Origin of the sequence: Achromobacter sp. HNDS-1 (assembly GCF_040084795.1) — a bacterium.
GTDB lineage: Bacteria > Pseudomonadota > Gammaproteobacteria > Burkholderiales > Burkholderiaceae_B > Achromobacter > Achromobacter ruhlandii.
Genome location: NZ_CP157584.1, coordinates 501,138 through 518,263 on the forward strand (window position 1 = coordinate 501,138; position 17,126 = coordinate 518,263).

The window sequence follows — 17,126 nt, forward strand, 5'->3', positions numbered from 1 at the left end:
AATACATGCATCCTACAGGCGAGCCGGAGCTTATCGACACCTTCTTTGCCGACACCCACAAGGGCGTAGACAGGGTATCCGCAAACCGTCCTGGACTGCTATAACCTATTTGCCTTTGGCCGGTCGTATAACCATGAGCTGCCTCTGACGGCGGTCCACGTGCTTCGAGCAGCAGGGCCTGCGCATCGAAACCCTGCTCTCGGACAATGGCAGGGAATATTGCGGCAGGCCCGCTCAGCATCCGTTCGAATTGTTCCTGCAATTGGAAGGCATCGAGCATCGCACACCCCGTGTCAGCCGACCGCCAAATAACGGCTTTGTCGAACGGCTGCACCGCACCTTGCTGGACGTGCACTTCCGCATTGCGGGTCGCACGACCCTGAATCGATCAAGCGGAGGCAGAGAGACTTCGATACCTATCTGTACTACTACAACCACGAACGGCCGCATCAAGGCCGGAAGATGGAAGGCAGAACTCCGGCGTAGATGCTCGATGCCGGCAAAACACAGCTGCCCGCCCCACAGGACGTGTTCGCCGAGGCAGCCTGAGAAAACGCCGGCCTGGGCCGGTGTCAGTTCAATACTGTTTCAGTACAACTTGGATAATCCCACCGAGCCCCCCTTCTACATGAGGATCTTTCATTTTTCCAACACTGACACCGATAATAAAAATTTAGGTAGAAATTCTCTATTAAAATTTCCCAAAAAACAAAACCAATCAAAGAAATTCTCAAACCGAAATCTGCGTGAAGTCAGGAATACGGGCGGCCACGTCTTGAATGGGAGCATCGAAAGAAAGAAAAGGGGCTCCGGGCGGTATCGCCACCCGAGATAAGCTTGCGCCTTTATTGCAATTCGCACACCACATCGCCACATACCCTATACGACTTTCCTCATCACCCACATACTGAAAATCCACAGAAGAGGAACCACACTCTGGGCACACTAACGGCCCGACATCACCCGCATTTTCATATATCCTCTTATATAAATCCAACCAATCTTTAAGCATTACCCCCCCTCTCAAACGCCAGTATTTAACGAAATAATCTTTAATCCCAGAAAATCCAGAGGCACCGAGAACAATCCTCCACTTGCGCTTCTAAAATCGACACACTGCACCTACTCCAAAGACGCGTCGTTAAAGTCGCTCACCTATGTCGTTGACATAGTCCCTGAACACTTTTCCTGGGTCCTGCAGCAGCGCCATTAAGACTCGAGATAGCGTGTCAGCAACCGCCGCAGGCGTTACCGGCTCCCTGGCTAGCAAGTAGCCGAGGACCAGAAAGGAATGAAGCCAGCATAGAAACCCAACAGCCGAAAACACCGGCCGGCCATCAACTTGCTTACACCAGCTATGATTTATACCAAGTAGGCACTGGTCAAACTAATCCAATTTTTCCGCACGAGAAAAACAATAGCCCCGGCACCACTCCGTGACCGGGGCTTCCCAATTCCTGTCTAATCAAACGTAGTTTGACACGTTAATTTTGAAATGGAACTTCAACATGTCAATCTTGCGGTTTCCTGCTCGCACTTCAAAAGAGCCTCAAAATCATCAAAGACCCGAACACCCGAAAGCCTTAAGAAGTCCACCACTCGCGCAATAAATACATCATCGTCCTCCATGAGGTTCCAAGATCGACCCGAGGCATCAAAATACTTCACCAGCGCGTCTCCTCCAGGAGCAATGAATAAATAGAAACGGTCCACTGAGGCGTGGCTTTGAAGATATTGCAATATTTCTGCATCGCTCATTTATTTACCTCAGCGGTCAAGACCGGTAGCGCGGAAGATCGTCGTTGGGTTAGGTCCAGTGATAACCTGAGACTTGGTCTTGGAGTCGTCGGATTTGTTGCTCAGAAGTCACTCTACACCACCCCCCAAAAAAGAAACCCGACACCAACATCGGCGCGGGGCTCTTTCCCCGAGGCAAAGAAAATGCAAACTTCCCAAATCATCGATTTAAATGCCAAAACAACCCAAACAAACACACCATAAACCTTGGGAAAATTATATCAGCAACCCTAGCAACCTCTTAAGACTCAACGTTCGCAAATAATTAATCGATCCCAATCGCTTGTTTTCCAAATAAATACTTCCATTTCTCGCACGCAAAACATCAAATCCCAACGAAAGCGACCCCTCAGGCTCAACTTGCTTTACATTACCCACTGCCCTCTTTGGAATTAAAATCTCGCAAAAATTTTCAAAATCCAAAACCTCATATTTTTGCTCATATTTTCGATATCTTGAGACGATATTTCCATCCCGAGCGACAAAAGGGGCATCCGAAGAAACGCGCGCAATCTGTTCAATAATTCCGGCCATTTGAACACCAACATTTCTCACCGCATCTTGGGAAACCAAACACTCCACGTGCAGCACACCCTGGATATCCGCCAAATTGTGGCCAAGGGGTAACGTCGGAAAGAAAAATATGGGTTGGTCTCTTTCAATATTACGGCCACAAAGTCCACAAACAGAGTTTTTGTTTTGCATCTTTACCACCCAGGCAACCAATTAGACAAAACTTCGAATTGAGTGGAATACTATTGACGCCCATCCGCAGCGCTTTTTATGACGGACTTTTCTTGCCGAATGAATCGCCCGGATTTCTTAGACAGTCCCGCTCATGAAAAAGTAGCCTCATTCGAACTCTACCGGAGAAACCTGACTGATATAGCTGTGGCGCCGTCGTGCGTTACAAAAAAAACGATATAGTCAAACACATCGGCAATTCTCCCATTCCTAGCGATTTCCAGAAGTAGGAACGCTACGCGGCCATGGCTAACCGCTGTTCGCTCCAATGGATCATATTTCCCCACTATAACGTCTGAAAAGCGGACCTTCGACCATATCGAACCGCGTCCTACCATGTAGCAAAATCGATGGTTGATATTCTTTATGGACGCGCACAAAGTCCTGCCAGTCACGATCAGGCAGGCTAAATTTTAGAGATGACATCGACTCGATCTCGCGGCAGGGACACTATATCTAACTCCATCGACTGAATCCCCGTACAGTCTTTTTCGCTGACATCAGAGCCTCCTCCCTAGAAGTCGTCATATAGAATTCTCGACCAAAATCACTAGAAGCCCTACCAGCAGAAAGATCTATACCAGTTTCACGAATTAAGACCGCATTTTTTATCCCTGTTCCAGGGTAAAACGTCGTAACTTCCAGCGCCTTATCGGTGACTGTAGCACTCCATGAACTTCGAATCATCGGGCACTAAACTCGGGGAGCTGGTCAATGCGAATCCACGAGATCGCGCGTACGCGCGTTCACTACGGATACCTGCGTGTACACGTGATGCTGCGCCGCGAAGGCTATCGAGACAATCACCACCGGGTCTACTGTTTGTATCGAGAACAAGGCTTGTCGTTGCGGCACAAGCGCCCCAAGCGCAATAAGTCGGCGCAACGTCGCCACCCCGAAGCGGTTGCGCAAGCCATCAATGACCTCTGGAGCATGGACTTCGTCATGGACCAATTGTTCGATGGTCGCCGCCTGCGAGCGTTGACTCTGGTTGACAATTACACCAGAGAGTGTCTGGCCATCAACATTGGGCAAAACCTGCGGGGTGACGATGTGGTGGCGACGCTCGGTCGCGTATGCGCACTGCGCCGCTTGCCGCGCGTCATAAAAACCGATAACGGCAGTAAGTTCACCTCCAAAGCCATGGACAAATGGGCATGCGAAAAGGGGGTGGAAATCGACTTCAGCCGGCCCGGCAAGCCGACGGACAATGGGCAGTGCGAATCCTTCAATGGCTGCTTACGTCAGGAATGCCTGAACAGCCATCGGTTCTTGTCATTTGCCGATGCCAAGGAGAAAATCGACGCCTGGCGGACATACTAGTTCGCCCCCCCCGCGCTGAAGTGGCAGGCACCTGCAGAATACGCGCGCCAGCACTTGGCAAGCGGCCAAAGTACTAAACTCAATGAGCCGGAAATCTCTACTTCTGATCCGGACTAATTCGGAGTTAGGGTCAGCCCAGCAAAATTCCAGCATAAAATTATTTCAACCATACGAACCAAACGGCCCATAAACAACCAAACCGTCCCTCATTGCCTTATCAAAATCAATTTGATCCGGCAGTAACTGCACATAGCTTGGCCATTTTTCCTTGATATACTCACTCCACCCCCCTGAAGCAAGTTCAAAAATAGGTTGCGATATTTCTTCCGGAACCATTCCATCCTGCAGCAATTGCGCCAAGGCCTTTTCTGTGGCCGCGACATAACTTTCACCACTCGTGAAACAACTAACGTAAGCTCCCAAAAAATCCACGGGCATTATTGAATCCGCCCCGCGCCTAACGTGGAACGGTATTATAAAAATTTTCTCCACTTCACTCTCCATCCCACTTCAAATTCGCTGAAAGCCGCTTGGCGGGATCGGATTTTCCCACCACGACAACTTGGCTTACGACGCGGACCAAATATCGGTATCGGACATCGTTTCCAATGGTCCGCTGGCGGCAGTCGGATATCGTGCCCAAAGCGTTCGCATATCCATCGGAACTTGCCGACTTGTTCTTCCGTAAGCGTAGAGAGCAGCATAACCTTGCATTATTAGGAAAGTGAGCAATCTTACACTGCCAACATCTAAGCGCTATGGAATCCCCATTATCAGGCAGACAACGGTATCTGTCCGCCACGCGCGCCTAAAACCTCAATTTCCCCCACCAAACAAATCCGCCCCCCGCACCTCCGCCGGCTCCAACACATACCCGATCTCCCCCGCCACCTCGCGCAGAATCCCCTGCGCCAGATTGAACGCGGTATTGGCCGCCGGCACGCCCGCGTAGATCGCGTTTTGCAGCAGCACTTCCTTCAGTTCATCCGGACTCAGCCGCGACTCGTCCTTCGCCGTCAGCGCGGCGCGCACGTGCAGCTCGAACTCCTCCCAGCGGCCCAGCGACAGCGTCACCGCCAGCACCATCATCCGCCGCGCCTTGTGCGGCAGGCCGGGACGGCTCCAGATGTCGTGCCAGGCGTAGCGGGTGATCAGGTTCTGGTAATCGGCGGTGAAGGTGGTGGCGCGGTCCAGCGAGCGCTGCACCCATTCTTCTCCCAGCACGGCGCGGCGGTTGGCCAGGCCGCGCTCGAAATCGTCTTCCCGGCTCATTGCGGCATCTCCCCTTGGGTGCTTGCGTCGGCGGGGCGGGCAACGGCGCTGCCCGCCCCGGCCGATCAGTTCACGGTGATGTTATTGGTTTTCACGACCTCGGCCCAGCGGACCTGTTCGGCGTCGACGAACTTGGCGAAGTCCGCGGCGCTGCTGCCGACCGGGGTCAGGCCGAGCTTGGCGAGCTTGTCGCGGGTTTCGGGGCGGGCCAGCGCCTTCTGCACCAGGTCCTGCAGCTTGGCGACGACCTGCGGATCGGCGCCGGCCGGCAGGAAGAAGCCGTTCCATTCGACGACGTCGAAGGCCTTGACGCCGCCTTCGCTGACGGTGGGCACGTTGGGCAGGTCGGGCATGCGCGCGGCCGACGACACGGCCAGCGCCTTGAGCTTGCCGGTGCTGACGTAGTTCAGGCTGGACGCGGCGTTGGCGAAGTACACGTCGACCTGCCCGCCCATGACGTCGACGATGGCGGGCGCGCCGCCCTTGTACGGCACGTGCACGACGTCGATCTTGGCATCCTTCTTGAGCAGTTCGGCGGCCATCTGCGCCAGGCTGCCCGGGCCGTACGAGGCGTAGGTGTAGCGGCCGGGGTTGGCGCGCGCGGCCTTGATGAAGTCGGGCAGGCTGTTGAAGGCCGAGCCGGTGGCGGCGACGAGGATGTTGGGCACGCTGACGGCCTGCGAAACGGGAATGAAGTCCTTCTTGGCGTCGTAGGGCAGCTTGCGCAGCACGGGGTTGATGGAGAACGCGGAGGCGTCGTACAGCACGGTGTAGCCGTCCGGTTTGGCGCGGGCCACGTAGGCGGCGCCGATGGAGCCGCTGGCGCCGCCCTTGTTTTCGATGACGACGCTCTGGCCGGCGACTTCACCCATGCCCTGGGCGATGATGCGCGCGGCGTTGTCGGCGCCGCCGCCGGCCGAGTACGGCACCACTACGGTGATGGGCTGGTCGGGGTAACCGGCGGCGTGGGCCGCGCCCAGGGTGCCGGCCAGGGCCAATGCGGCGGCCACGGGGCGCAGTGCGGCCAGGGCCGCGTGACGGGTTTTCTTCATGTGTGCTCCTCACGTCTCCCCTGCGGGGATGTTGAATGGATCAAGGATCGTGGCGCGGTCCGTCCGAGGTCAGACGGTCGCGATGGGGTTGACCGGCGCGCCCACCAGGCCGGGCACGTACATCGGTGCGGCGGTCAGGAAGAAGGCGTGGCGGTCGTGCTGGCGCAACCAGTGCGCCAGCGGGGTCAGGTGCCAGAGTTCGCCCAGCGGCAAACCCAGCTTGAACAGGCATTGTTCGTGCAGCGGCAGGAGCGGCCCGCTGCCGCTCTCCAGATGATGATTGCGCAATTCCACCGCGTGGTTGTCGGCGGCGATGGCGGCGATGCGGCTGTCCTTGATCCAGGCCAGCAATTGCGCGTCGGCGCCGTCCAGCACGCAGCAACTGGTCTTGAGCCGGTCCTGCTCATCGTCGCCCAGGGTGAGCGCGAGGTCGGCCAGGCCGGTATGCAGGCACAGGATGTCGCCGGGGCGCACCTGCACGCCGTCGGCGTGCATCACGTCCATCAGGTCCTGGTACGAGACCTTGCGATGCGCGTCGCCGAAGCGGGCGCGCAGGTCCACCATGACGCCGCGCCCCTGGATGCCGTGCCGCGCCATGGGCGCGATGGACAGGTCCTGGGTGCCGGTGAAGCCGTCGGCGCGCGGTTCGCTGACGGTAAAACCGTTGTAGCCGGTGGGCTGCGGCTGGCCGGTACCGTGGGCGTCATACATCGCGCCGACGTGGCCCAGGGCGTCCCATTGGGTGGAGTACTGCGGCGACAGCGTGACGCGGTCGTCGCTGACGACGTCGGTGGCGCCCGGCACGTCGCGCGCCAGCGGATAGCGGTACACCGGCACGCCGTTCTTTTCGGCGGGCTGGATCACGGGGCCCTTGCGCCGTGGGTTGAGCACGGGCGCGCGCGGCACCGTCAGCGGCAGGCTCAGGGAAAACGACAGGCCTTCGCGGATTTCCGCGACGGCGGCCAGGCGCGCCTGGCGGTCCAGGTGGTTCAGAGTGCCGAGCTGGTCATCAGCGCCGAAGTCGCCCCAGTTGGAGCCGTCGGGACGCTGCTGGTAGCGTGGACGCATTTTCTTGTCTCCTCGTTCTGTCTCGGACGAGTCTTATGATCGTTGTGGCGGCTATTGCACCACCGAGGATTGCCGCAGCAGGTGAATTTCGGACGCGGTGTATCCCAGGGCGGACAGAATTTTTTCGCTGTGTTCGCCCAGACCGGGCGCGCCGCGCCCTGCTCGGGACTCGCCGCGCCCTGCTCGGGACTCGCCGAGCCCTGCCCGGGACTCGTCGCGCGCTGCCTCGGACTCACCGCGCCCTGCTCCAGATTCGCCGCGCCCCTCCCCCGACTCATCGGCAGGCGCTTGCGCGGCGCCGCCGAAGTGGGCCCATTGCGCCAGGCCCAGGTAGTCGCCGGCCTGCGGGTTGTGGTACGGCCGCATGAGCCCCATGGCCTCGACCTGGGGATGATCGAACATGTCCTCGACCGGGCGCACTTCGGCGCAAGGCACGCTCTGGCCAAAGCGCTCGGCCCATTCGCGCGCCGAAGCGCGCGCCAGCGCCTGGCGCACCAGGGGCACCAGCACGGCGGCCTGGGCGGCGCGCTTTTTGACGGAGTCGTAGTCAGGGTGTTCGGCCAGCTCCGGCAGGTCCAGGTGGCCGCACAGCGCGCGCCAGAAGTGCGGCGTGTTGGCCGACAGGTACAGGTAGCCGTCGCGGGTGGGATGGATGCCGGTGATGCCGCCCGAGCGCATGTCGCGCTCGATGTGGCGCGGTTCGCCATCGGCCCAGACCAGGCGGGCCGACTGCATCGCCAGCGCGCTGCCCAGCAGCGAGACCTCGATCGCCTGGCCACGGCCGGTCTTCTCGCGGCGGTAGAGGGCCGCCGCCACGCTGTTGGAAATCAGCGCGGCGCCGTAGTAGTCGACCACCGAGCCGTACAGCACTTCGGGCGGACCGTCGGCCTTGGCCTGGGCGGCGCACATGCCGGTCATCGATTGCAGCACCTGGTCGTAGCCGGCGTGGCGCGCCATCGGGCCGACCGCGCCATAACCGGTCATGGCGCAATAGACCAGGCGCGGGTTGACCGCCGACAGCGTGGCGAAGTCGATACGCAGGCGCTCGGGCACGCCCGGCCGGAAGTTGTGGACCAGCACGTCGGCCTCGCGCACCAGGCGCAGCAGGATCTCGTGGCCGGCGGCTTCCTTCAGGTTCAGGCACAGGCCGCGCTTGTTGCGGTTGATGCCCAGGAAGGCGCGGCTTTCGCTGGCCAGCGTCGACGGGTACTTGCGCAGGTTGTCGCCTTCGGGCGGCTCGACCTTGATGACGTCGGCGCCCATGTCGCCCAAGAGGGCGCAGCCATAGGGGCCGGCGATGTAGGCGCTCAGGTCCAGGACCTTGATGCCGGCCAGCGGCAGGTCGGCGGGGGATGCTTGTTGCATTGCGGATTCACTCAAAATCGGTAGCGCGGCCGCGTCAGGCGGCTCGGCCGGCGGCCAGCAGCACGTCCTGGGCGCGCCGCACGAAGGGGGCGTCGATCATCTTGCCGTCGAGCACGAAGGCGCCGACGCCGTCATGCTCGCGGCTGGCGGACACGATGCGCTCGGCCTGGGCGATCTCGTCCGCGCTGAAGCCGAACACCTCGTTGGCGATGGCGATCTGGCTGGGATGCACGCACGACTTGCCCAGGAACCCGAGCGAGCGCGCCAGTTGCGCCTCGGCCCGAAAGCCCTCGGCATCGCGCACGCGGGCGTAGGCCGCGTCCATGGCGTACTTGCCGGCGCAGCCGGCGGCCAGGCGCAGGGACAGCATCACCGCGCGCAGCGTGTCGGGCTGGTAACGCTCGATGCCGAGCGGCTCGAACAGGTCGGCCAGGCCCAGTTGCAGGCCGGCGACGCGCGGATGGGCCGCCGCCAGTTGCGCGGCGTCGGCCAGAGCGCGCGGGGTTTCGATGGTGACCAGGAATTCACCGGCGAAGCCGGCGTCCATGGCCTCGTCGATCGCGGCGCGCAGCGCGGCGACGCTTTCGACCTTGGGCAGGTTCAGCACGTCGATGGGCAGGCCACGCAGCGCGGCCAGGTCGGCGGCAAAGTCGGGCGTGTCGGCGGCGTTGACGCGGACGATAATTTTCTTGGGATGTTGCTTATGGACGGCGGCGAACGCGGGCGCGGCCAGCCAGGCCGCCAAGGCGGCGCGGGCTTCCTGCTTGCGGCTCGGCGCGACCGCGTCCTCCAGGTCGAAGGACAGCGCGTCGGCCGCGCTGGCCAGGGCCTTGTCGAACAGTTCCGGACGCGAGGCGGGAACGAAAAGCTTGCTTCTCATTGATGTCTCCTGGCCGCATTGTGGCGCTGGAGACGTGCGATCGGGGACAGCCAAATTACGATAAGACGATAGAATATCTATCATCATGAACACCGACTTCCTGCACACGCTGGCCGCCGTGGCGCGCCATGGCTCCATGGCCGAGGCCGCCCGCCGCCTGGGGCTGACCCACGGCGCGGTGGCGCAGCAGATCCGCAAGCTGGAACAGGAGCTGGGCGTGGCGCTGGTGGCGCGCGCCGGCCGCACCGTGCACCTGACCGCCAAGGCCACCGAACTGATCGGGCCGATGCGCGAGGTGCTGGAACGGATCGAGAAGATCCGCTACCTGGCCCGTTCCGACGAAATGATGGGCGAGCTGCGGCTCGGGGCCGGCAATACGGCGCTCAATTCGATGGTGCCGGCCATCCTGGAACACCTGGTGCGGCGCCATCCGCTCATCAACGTCGAGATCCAGCCGGGCCATTCGGCGCGCTTCTACCCCGCCATCGAAAGCGGCGAACTGGACGCCGCCATCGCGCTGCAAGCGCCCTACCCGCTGTCCAAGAGCCTGGGCTGGCAGTTGCTGCGCGAAGAACCCTACGTGCTGGCGGCGGCGCCGCGCCATGCCGGTCGGCACCCGCACAGCCTGCTGACGGCCGAACCCTTCATCCGCTATCAGCGCAGCGACTGGGGCGGCCAGCACATCGACGATTACCTGCGGCGCGTCGGCATCACGCCGCGCGAACGGTTCGAGCTGAACGCCATCGAATCGATCGCGGTGATGGTCAGCCGCGACCTGGGCGTGGCGATCCTGCCGCGTTCCACCAACGGCGCGATCGAACGGCTCGGCCTGCTCGCCCTGCCGCTGCCCGAGCCCTGCGAGCCGCGCCGCTTCGGCCTGATCTGGTCGCGCGGGTCGCCACGGCTGGCGCTGATCCGCGCCTTTCGCGACATTGCCGTTGTAGAGTATGCCAACGCGGGCGCCTGACCCGCGCTCTACAAGGGGAAAGCATGAAGAAGACCATTCTGTCGACGCTCGTCGGCTGCTCGATGTTCGCACTGCCGCTGGCCGCCAGCGCGGCCGGCCAGATCGGCTACCTGGGGCCCGCGGGTTCCTGGACGCACCAGGCCTGCCTGGATCTGTTCGGCCCCGCTGACCTGGTGCCGCTGACGCGCGACGACCTGTTCAAGGGCTACCAGTCCGGCAAGATCGAGCGCGCCTGCGTGCCCGTGACCACGTCGGTGGTGGGCGTGACGCCGTACCTGGATGCCGTGCTGGACCTGCCGGACGTGATGATCGTGGCCGAGTATCCGAAGATGCTCGGCTACAGCCTGCTGGCCAAGCCGGGCACCAAACTGGCGGACGTCACGGAGGTGCTGGCGCACCCGGTGGCGTTCGAGGAGGTCAAGCCGTGGGTCGACCGCGAGATGCCCAAGGTAAAGCGCACCGAGGCCGCCAGCGGCGGCGCCGCCGCCAAGACGGTGGCCGACAGCCCGGGCCATGACAAGGCGTCGTTCGGCCCCAAGGTGGGCGCGTCGGTCTATTCGCTGGTATCGCTGGTGGATGGCATCGAGCAAGGGCCGCACAACGTGACCCGCTGGTGGGTGCTGGGCCGCGCGATGCCGGCGCCGACCGGGCGCGACAAGACCTCGCTGCTGGTCGATGCGTCCGACGACACGCTCAATGGCGCGCTGGCGGCACTGATCACCGCCAAGGTGCCGGTGCTGACGATCTACGAACGGCCCAGCAAGAAGACGCTGGACACGCATCGCTACGTGATCGAGGTGGCCGGCCACGCCCGGCAGGAGCCGCTGGCGTCGGTGCTGGCGGCGCAGCCGGGCATGCGGGTGCTGGGCTCCTACCCGCGCCAAGCCTCGCCGCGATAACAGGCGCGCCCGGCTATGGCCCGGGCCGTGCGCGCTCGCCCGGGCCCGGGTCGTCGCGAAAGGGGCGCACGGCCTCGACCCGCATGTCGGGCGCATCGGCCTCAATACTGATACCGCATCGTCAACGTCGCGCTGCGCCCCGCCGCCCACGCGCCCTGGCTGTAGAAGCCGATCTGCGAGTAGTACTTGCGGTCCATCAGGTTGTTGATATTCAACTGCGCCGACAGGCTCTTATCGAACCGGTAGCGCGCCATCAGGTTGACCAGCGCGTAGCTGCCCTGCCCCACGCGCTCTTCGCCATTGGGGCCGTTGGCGATCGTGTAGACGTGGCTCTGCCAGTTGACGCCGCCGCCCACCGTCAACCGGTTCCAGTCGCCCGGCAATCGGTAGGTGGTGAACAAGCGCACCAGGCTGCGCGGCTGGTCTGTCTGGATGGGGCTGCCGTCGCCGTCGCGCGCGGTCCAGTGCGACCACCCCGCCGCCACGTTCCAGCCGGGCGAGACTTCCCCCGACACTTCCAGGTCGAAGCCCCGGCTGCGCGTGCCATTGGCGGCGCGCGAAGCCTGGTTGAGCGTGCCGGGCACCAGATAGCCGACGTCGTCCTGCGCCAGATTGTCCTGGTTGATCTGGAATACCGCCGCCGAGGCATTCAGGCGGCCTTCCAGGAATTCACCCTTGATGCCGGCCTCGTAGGCCTTGCCCTCCAGCGGATCGAGCCAGTTGCCGTTGCGGTCCTGCTTGTCCTGCGGATTGAAGATGCCGGTATAGCTGACGTACGCCGTGTAGTTCTCGTTGAGGTCGTACAGCAGGCCGGCGTACGGCACGAAGGCGTCCTTGTCGAACGCCTGCCGGCTGCTGCCGCCCCACCCTACCGCATCGGTCTTCCACGTGCTGTAGCGGCCGCCGACGATCAGCTTGAGCGGGTCGGCCAGGCTGAAGCGCAGCGCGCCGTACCAACCGGCCTATGTGTTCGCCGAGGCGACTTGAGAAACACCGGCTTGGGGTCGGTGTCAGGTGAATACCAGCTCAGTACGATTTAGTCTCGTGATACTCCCCCCTCACACACAATCGCAGACGGGTCCCAAAACCGATACCGTAGCAAGTTAAACCATCCACTCTTCAACAGGCAAAAATATGCCTGCCAATTGCCCCCCAGAATAAATCGATATATTAAATAAATTTAATCCATAAAAACGCCAGCTTTTCCATATCATTATGGATCAATGTTCTTGATAAATTCAATATTCATGGACCTTAACCTGGGTTCCAGAGCCCTCAACTCCAACTCACTGAACCGGCCAACCTCGATGGGCTGGCCTAGCCTTATCATTCTAACGATATCGGAAGAGGAACTCTTATTCAATCTCGGAAAGATCGATAAAAAACTCTAAACTTCAGCGCGCCCAGGAGTTGATTTCCAAACAGCGTGTATCAAAAACACTTCTCCTTCTTCGGCAGGAACTTGAGGATTCATCGTTGCCTCATAGACATGGACGTCCGTTTCCCACGCGCAAAACCCACACCTCCAACGCTCCATAGCTCCCTGATGAGCAACAATCACCCATTCGTCTTTACCACATTCCTTGCACTTTGGCATAAAAATAATCCTTATCTTGTCCAATTTGGATCACGCGCAACTCCAAGATAAATCGGATGTTTCTCCAATATATCGTACAGTTTATTATCTCTCAACCCATTCAATCAATGACTTTTATCTACCGCTCCTTGGGCTCGAAATACTTGGCATTCATGGCCGAGATGATAATTTCTAGAGGTCAATCTTTGCACAAAATGAGTAGTCTCATGAGTCGCGAAACCCGCTGATTGAACAGAATTGGAAAGGCATCACGATAAATACTATTTTCTCTCGTACCAAAAAACGTACAGCCCACCCAAACCCCGACCTGACTATTGCGGCAGGCCCGATCAACATCCGTTCGAATTGTTCCTGCAACTGGAAGGCATCGAGCATCGCACGACCCGTGTCAGGCGACCGCAAAGCAATGGCTTCGTCGAACGGCTGCACCGCAACTTGCTGGACGAGCACTTCCGCATTGTGGCTCGAACGATCTCATATGAATCGATTGAGCAGAGGCAGGGAGACTTCGATACCTATCTGCACCACTACAACCATGAGCGGCCGCCAAGGCCGGATGATGGAGGGCAGAACTCCGGTGCAGATGTTCGATGCCGGCAAGACGTAGCAGCCCGAACCGCAGAATGTGTTCGCCGAGGCGACTTGAGAAAACACCGGATTGGGGCCGGTGTCAGGTGAAGACCAGCTCAGTACAGTCCTTTTGCAAAGACAGGTGAAACCCGCTGAACCCACGGGAGGATTGCGATAAATTCGTGGCGAAACCTCAGTGTCAGACTACGTTTAATTAAATACCACCCACCTTTTAAAAAAAGAAAGCCCCGGTAGCAGTCTGCAGCCGGGGCCTCTCCCTTTCTTTCACATTTAAGGTAGTCTGACACGTTAAATCCGCGCAAAAAATATAGTCTCTAAGATTTTTTGGCGCGCGCAGCCATCCGCCTGCGCATTTCTCTCATAGCATTTTCATCTTCGATAACAAGCATATAGTGCTCGAAATTAGCCGGACACTGAAGGCCATGCAAGGGCATCCCTGGTTTCCACTCTTCGGGAACGGTTTTTAAAATATCCCCGCATACAGGACACTGCAATTGCCGCCCCTGCCTTATGACCTGTATCGCTTCATAACCAGACATGTTCTTTGCACTTATGAGATTCATGGTTTACCTACGAATGGATATTTTCCTTGCGGCAAATGTGGATAGAGAGATTGAACGTCATCCCATATCTCCAATCGTTCCGCAAGCGAAGGCCCCATTTTGAAATAACATTTCATTTCCGAAAGCTTGATATTCCGAGAATTGCGTATTCTGTGGCCTACCTTTGTAGAAACCATTCTTATGAGCAGCCTCACGCACGATTGTAGACGCAGCTTCTCTAGCGGAGACATGGCGCCCCATATTTACAGTCACTGAATTTGTATATGCATCAAAATAACCCAGCGCCTCCATAGCAGGATCATTCACAAACCGAATTTCCGTGCCTTACCGCTGAAGTCGCGCGCAAGAAGCAGTCCCTATCGGATTTTCAACAAGCAGCTCAACTTTTTAACCGAAAAAGTTTTATCGGCAACATTTAGCGAAGGATCGAACGACAACTTGAATGCTGCATTAGACCCAATGGTAGCCGGCAATTCTGCCGATGGGTGTCGATTGCCAGCTCCTCGAATTATGCCAACATTGGTGACGGATGGAGTTTCCGCACCAATCCAAAACTTCGAATCACTAGGCAACAAATTCGTTGCCAACCCCTGCCGGCTCAGAGTGCCCTCGACGCGATTCGCCAACGCGTCGCCCGCCCAGCGCCCGCCTCCCCCAATCGCATAACGGAAAAAGGACGCCGGGAAAAGTTGGAACTGGCCACGGCCGCCGCACTTTTTAGTAAAGATATTTCTTTTGAAGAAATCACCAGGATCATGGACATGACGTCGAAGGCCGTTCAGAAAATCCTCAGCAGGGAATAGGCTTCAATAGCAGGGGAAATTTCGCTTCCCGCCATGATACGTTACATCCTCCTGAAATCCTGGCAACCCCTGATTTATGTTCAAATTTTCGCCAAAACTCGTATAGAAACTCAGTATTTCACACATTAATTCACGAAGCCCCGCCCCCCTTGGCGAGCTCCCTCTACTTAACTTGGGGAATCGGAGCACGAGAAAACTCCGCAACACCATGCTGGCTATCAATATCAACCCCGACCCCTGGAATCTCAATGACTTCCAATCTAAGCGGGACAATCAATTTACGCAAATTGGGCAACTCATAAAACATCAAATCCACAAGCAATGAAATATCGCGATCCGGCCTATCCTTCGCGCTGTCGAGAGTGAGATATTCCATTAGGTTTGCGACCTTCCCATCAGAGCTTAGCAACACACCAAAATGCGGGGGAGTGGCTGTTAGTTGACTTACCCCTACCCTTACATAGCCAAGCCTTCGCATCCGATTAATTAAAAAATCCGCTTCAGCACTCGTTGCCTTTCTTGACAAGCCCGCAGATTGATCTTTTCCATTCTCCAGAACATATGAAACATTTGACGTAAGCAGGCCATCTCTAAGAGCCTCCCATAAAGCAGGAGTCTTATTTGGGTCTGATGGGAAATACATGACTAATTACCTCTGAATGGATTCGAATTGTATACGCCACCATATGGACGTTGGTAGTAATTTTCAATAGTACGATTGCGCTCGGAAAGATAGTTTTCAATAAGCGTACGTCGCGCGCCTTGGTCACCGATTCGCCCCGCAAAACCAATTTCGCCCATATATTGGCGACGCTCTGTAGCAACAATTAGCTCAGGGCTCTTAAAATACTCAACATATCTTGGAAAGCCAAGGGCTTGTGGAACGTGGCGGGGCTGCAAGTGCCGCATAAACGGCCTCGGCGCCGCGTGGCAGCTTCTCGCCTGCGACCGCTGACACCCGCGCGAGCCAACCAGGTCTGGTCCTATGATTTTGTCTTTGACGCGTGCGCCAACGGTCAGCAGATCAAATGCCTGACGCTGGTCGATGAGTACACGCGGGAATGCCTGGCTATTGATGTGGCCGGGTCAATCCGCTCACGCAGAGTGATCGAGATATTGACCCGCGTCATCAGTGACCGCGGAGCCCCCCGATATCTGCGTTCGGACAATGGCCCGGAGTTCGTGTCGCGCGCCTTGCTGCAATGGCTTGCGGATTAAGGCATTGAGACGGCGCTGATCGACCCGGGCAAGCCCTGGCAGAACGGCACGACCGAGAGTTTTAACGGTAAGCTGCGCGACGAGTGCTTGAATATGGAATGGTTCCGGAGCCGGACCGAGGCACGCATCGTGATCGAAGACTGGCGCGAGCATTACAACACTGTCAGGCCACATTCCAGTCTGGGCTATTTGACACCGCAGCAGGCCGCCCAGGTCGCTGCATCAGGATTACTAACCGAAGCTAAATTCCAAATCCCGGTGGTGTGAAGAATTCGAGCAGGTCACCAGTGACCGCCAGCGTCGTGCCGTTGCTAATCACGTAACTGGTGACGACCGTATTGAACGCCAGGACCAGATACTAGCGGCGCCACTCACTCCAAAAAACAAAGCCCCAACATCAATAGATGGTCGGGGCTTCCTTATCATATCCACGTTAAACGTAGTCTGACACGTTAATTTCCACCGATTACTTTTTAAAATCTAATCCCGCCAATAGAGCTTCGAGCTTTTCATCCGAAACGCCCTTGCCGTTGCACTCCACATCCCAGTTCCAAACAACCTGGATATGCTCCAACATCACGTTATCACACAAGTCAGGAAGAACCATTCCCAAATCGCTTCTGCCTATCGAGTAGCGTCGAGCAATCTCTCTCAGCACAAGCGCTGTAGACTCACTTCGAAGTCGCCGCTTCCATTCAGAAATATCATTCGTAGGAATACTAAACAATCGAAGTTCCTTCATCTAGATTTACGGAAAGTAGCGTGGACATCACCTTTATCCAGAATACTCTCAACATGAGGAAAACCAGCTTGTTGCACCTGTCTTCCTGTCCAAGTATCCAAGGAAGCTTGTTCTGGAGTCAACCCTCTCGATACGCCTGATCGGTATTGCGAATAATTAACACTATCTACCCCTGGAGCCGAGCCCCTCTTATCCCATAGATATCGACTCCATCCTGACGCAAACGCTTGAGCATACCCACCAAC

Annotated in this window: 15 protein-coding genes and 4 pseudogenes; 6 read left to right on the plus strand and 13 right to left on the minus strand. The window is 58.2% G+C overall.

Annotation, left to right across the window (positions count from 1 at the left end):
- Positions 1-5: 5 nt before the first annotated feature.
- Positions 6-486 (plus strand): annotated as a pseudogene (locus ABFG95_RS02240) (integrase core domain-containing protein); the annotation flags it as partial.
- A gap of 1,017 nt (positions 487-1,503) precedes the next feature.
- Here ABFG95_RS02240 and ABFG95_RS02245 read toward each other — a convergent pair.
- Together ABFG95_RS02245 and ABFG95_RS02250 are read right to left on the minus strand one after the other, a co-directional pair.
- On the minus strand, positions 1,504-1,758 hold the full coding sequence (locus ABFG95_RS02245) for a hypothetical protein (protein WP_348995393.1): 255 nt from the start codon (positions 1,756-1,758) through the stop codon (positions 1,504-1,506).
- Positions 1,759-2,013: 255 nt separating this feature from the next.
- The gene (locus tag ABFG95_RS02250) at positions 2,014-2,502 is read right to left on the minus strand and encodes a hypothetical protein (RefSeq protein WP_348995394.1); all 489 of its coding nucleotides are present in this window, start codon (positions 2,500-2,502) and stop codon (positions 2,014-2,016) included.
- Positions 2,503-3,255: 753 nt separating this feature from the next.
- Between ABFG95_RS02250 and ABFG95_RS02255 the strand changes: the two are divergent.
- A pseudogene (locus ABFG95_RS02255) lies at positions 3,256-3,861 on the plus strand (IS3 family transposase); the annotation flags it as partial.
- A gap of 165 nt (positions 3,862-4,026) precedes the next feature.
- Here ABFG95_RS02255 and ABFG95_RS02260 read toward each other — a convergent pair.
- From ABFG95_RS02260 to ABFG95_RS02285, 6 genes are all read right to left on the minus strand, one after another.
- Positions 4,027-4,302 carry a hypothetical protein gene (locus ABFG95_RS02260; protein WP_223821429.1) on the minus strand — a complete coding sequence of 92 codons (276 nt, stop codon included), beginning with the start codon at positions 4,300-4,302 and terminating at the stop codon, positions 4,027-4,029.
- A gap of 378 nt (positions 4,303-4,680) precedes the next feature.
- Positions 4,681-5,136: a carboxymuconolactone decarboxylase family protein gene (locus ABFG95_RS02265; protein ID WP_049073313.1), complete on the minus strand. Its 456-nt coding sequence runs from the start codon at positions 5,134-5,136 to the stop codon at positions 4,681-4,683.
- 65 nt (positions 5,137-5,201) lie between these two features.
- The gene (locus ABFG95_RS02270; protein ID WP_348995395.1) at positions 5,202-6,188 is read right to left on the minus strand and encodes a tripartite tricarboxylate transporter substrate binding protein; all 987 of its coding nucleotides are present in this window, start codon (positions 6,186-6,188) and stop codon (positions 5,202-5,204) included.
- Positions 6,189-6,257: 69 nt separating this feature from the next.
- Positions 6,258-7,256 carry a cyclase family protein gene (locus ABFG95_RS02275; protein WP_348995396.1) on the minus strand — a complete coding sequence of 333 codons (999 nt, stop codon included), beginning with the start codon at positions 7,254-7,256 and terminating at the stop codon, positions 6,258-6,260.
- A 51-nt stretch (positions 7,257-7,307) separates the two neighbouring features.
- Positions 7,308-8,621 (minus strand): CoA transferase, encoded by a 1,314-nt coding sequence (locus ABFG95_RS02280; RefSeq protein WP_278991844.1) that lies wholly within the window; start codon positions 8,619-8,621, stop codon positions 7,308-7,310.
- Between the two features lie 34 nt (positions 8,622-8,655).
- Positions 8,656-9,501, minus strand: a complete 846-nt coding sequence (locus ABFG95_RS02285) for a CoA ester lyase (protein WP_348995397.1) — start codon at positions 9,499-9,501, stop codon at positions 8,656-8,658.
- Positions 9,502-9,586: 85 nt separating this feature from the next.
- On the opposite strand from ABFG95_RS02285, the gene ABFG95_RS02290 reads away from it, so the two are divergent.
- Both ABFG95_RS02290 and ABFG95_RS02295 read left to right on the plus strand, forming a co-directional pair.
- The gene (locus ABFG95_RS02290; RefSeq protein ID WP_020928192.1) at positions 9,587-10,468 is read left to right on the plus strand and encodes a LysR family transcriptional regulator; all 882 of its coding nucleotides are present in this window, start codon (positions 9,587-9,589) and stop codon (positions 10,466-10,468) included.
- 62 nt (positions 10,469-10,530) lie between these two features.
- Positions 10,531-11,367, plus strand: a complete 837-nt coding sequence (locus ABFG95_RS02295) for a prephenate dehydratase domain-containing protein (RefSeq protein WP_278991866.1) — start codon at positions 10,531-10,533, stop codon at positions 11,365-11,367.
- A gap of 101 nt (positions 11,368-11,468) precedes the next feature.
- On the opposite strand, the gene ABFG95_RS02300 is transcribed toward ABFG95_RS02295, so the two are convergent.
- A complete protein-coding gene (locus ABFG95_RS02300) occupies positions 11,469-12,311 on the minus strand; it encodes a TonB-dependent receptor (protein WP_278991864.1) in 843 nt (280 codons plus the stop codon).
- Positions 12,312-13,273: 962 nt separating this feature from the next.
- Here ABFG95_RS02300 and ABFG95_RS02305 point away from each other — a divergent pair.
- A pseudogene (locus ABFG95_RS02305) lies at positions 13,274-13,571 on the plus strand (integrase core domain-containing protein); the annotation flags it as partial.
- 298 nt (positions 13,572-13,869) lie between these two features.
- Here the strand turns inward: ABFG95_RS02305 and ABFG95_RS02310 are convergent.
- The 3 genes from ABFG95_RS02310 to ABFG95_RS02320 form a co-directional block, all read right to left on the minus strand.
- Positions 13,870-14,094, minus strand: a complete 225-nt coding sequence (locus ABFG95_RS02310; protein ID WP_348995398.1) for a hypothetical protein — start codon at positions 14,092-14,094, stop codon at positions 13,870-13,872.
- Between the two features lie 81 nt (positions 14,095-14,175).
- Entirely contained in the window at positions 14,176-14,424 is a 249-nt protein-coding gene (locus ABFG95_RS02315; RefSeq protein WP_348995399.1) for a hypothetical protein, read from the minus strand.
- Between the two features lie 660 nt (positions 14,425-15,084).
- The gene (locus ABFG95_RS02320; RefSeq protein WP_278991833.1) at positions 15,085-15,564 is read right to left on the minus strand and encodes a hypothetical protein; all 480 of its coding nucleotides are present in this window, start codon (positions 15,562-15,564) and stop codon (positions 15,085-15,087) included.
- 215 nt (positions 15,565-15,779) lie between these two features.
- Here ABFG95_RS02320 and ABFG95_RS02325 point away from each other — a divergent pair.
- Positions 15,780-16,406: pseudogene (locus ABFG95_RS02325) on the plus strand (IS3 family transposase); the annotation flags it as partial.
- A 199-nt stretch (positions 16,407-16,605) separates the two neighbouring features.
- Here the strand turns inward: ABFG95_RS02325 and ABFG95_RS02330 are convergent.
- The gene (locus tag ABFG95_RS02330) at positions 16,606-16,881 is read right to left on the minus strand and encodes a hypothetical protein (RefSeq protein WP_278991831.1); all 276 of its coding nucleotides are present in this window, start codon (positions 16,879-16,881) and stop codon (positions 16,606-16,608) included.
- Positions 16,882-17,126: the final 245 nt, after the last annotated feature.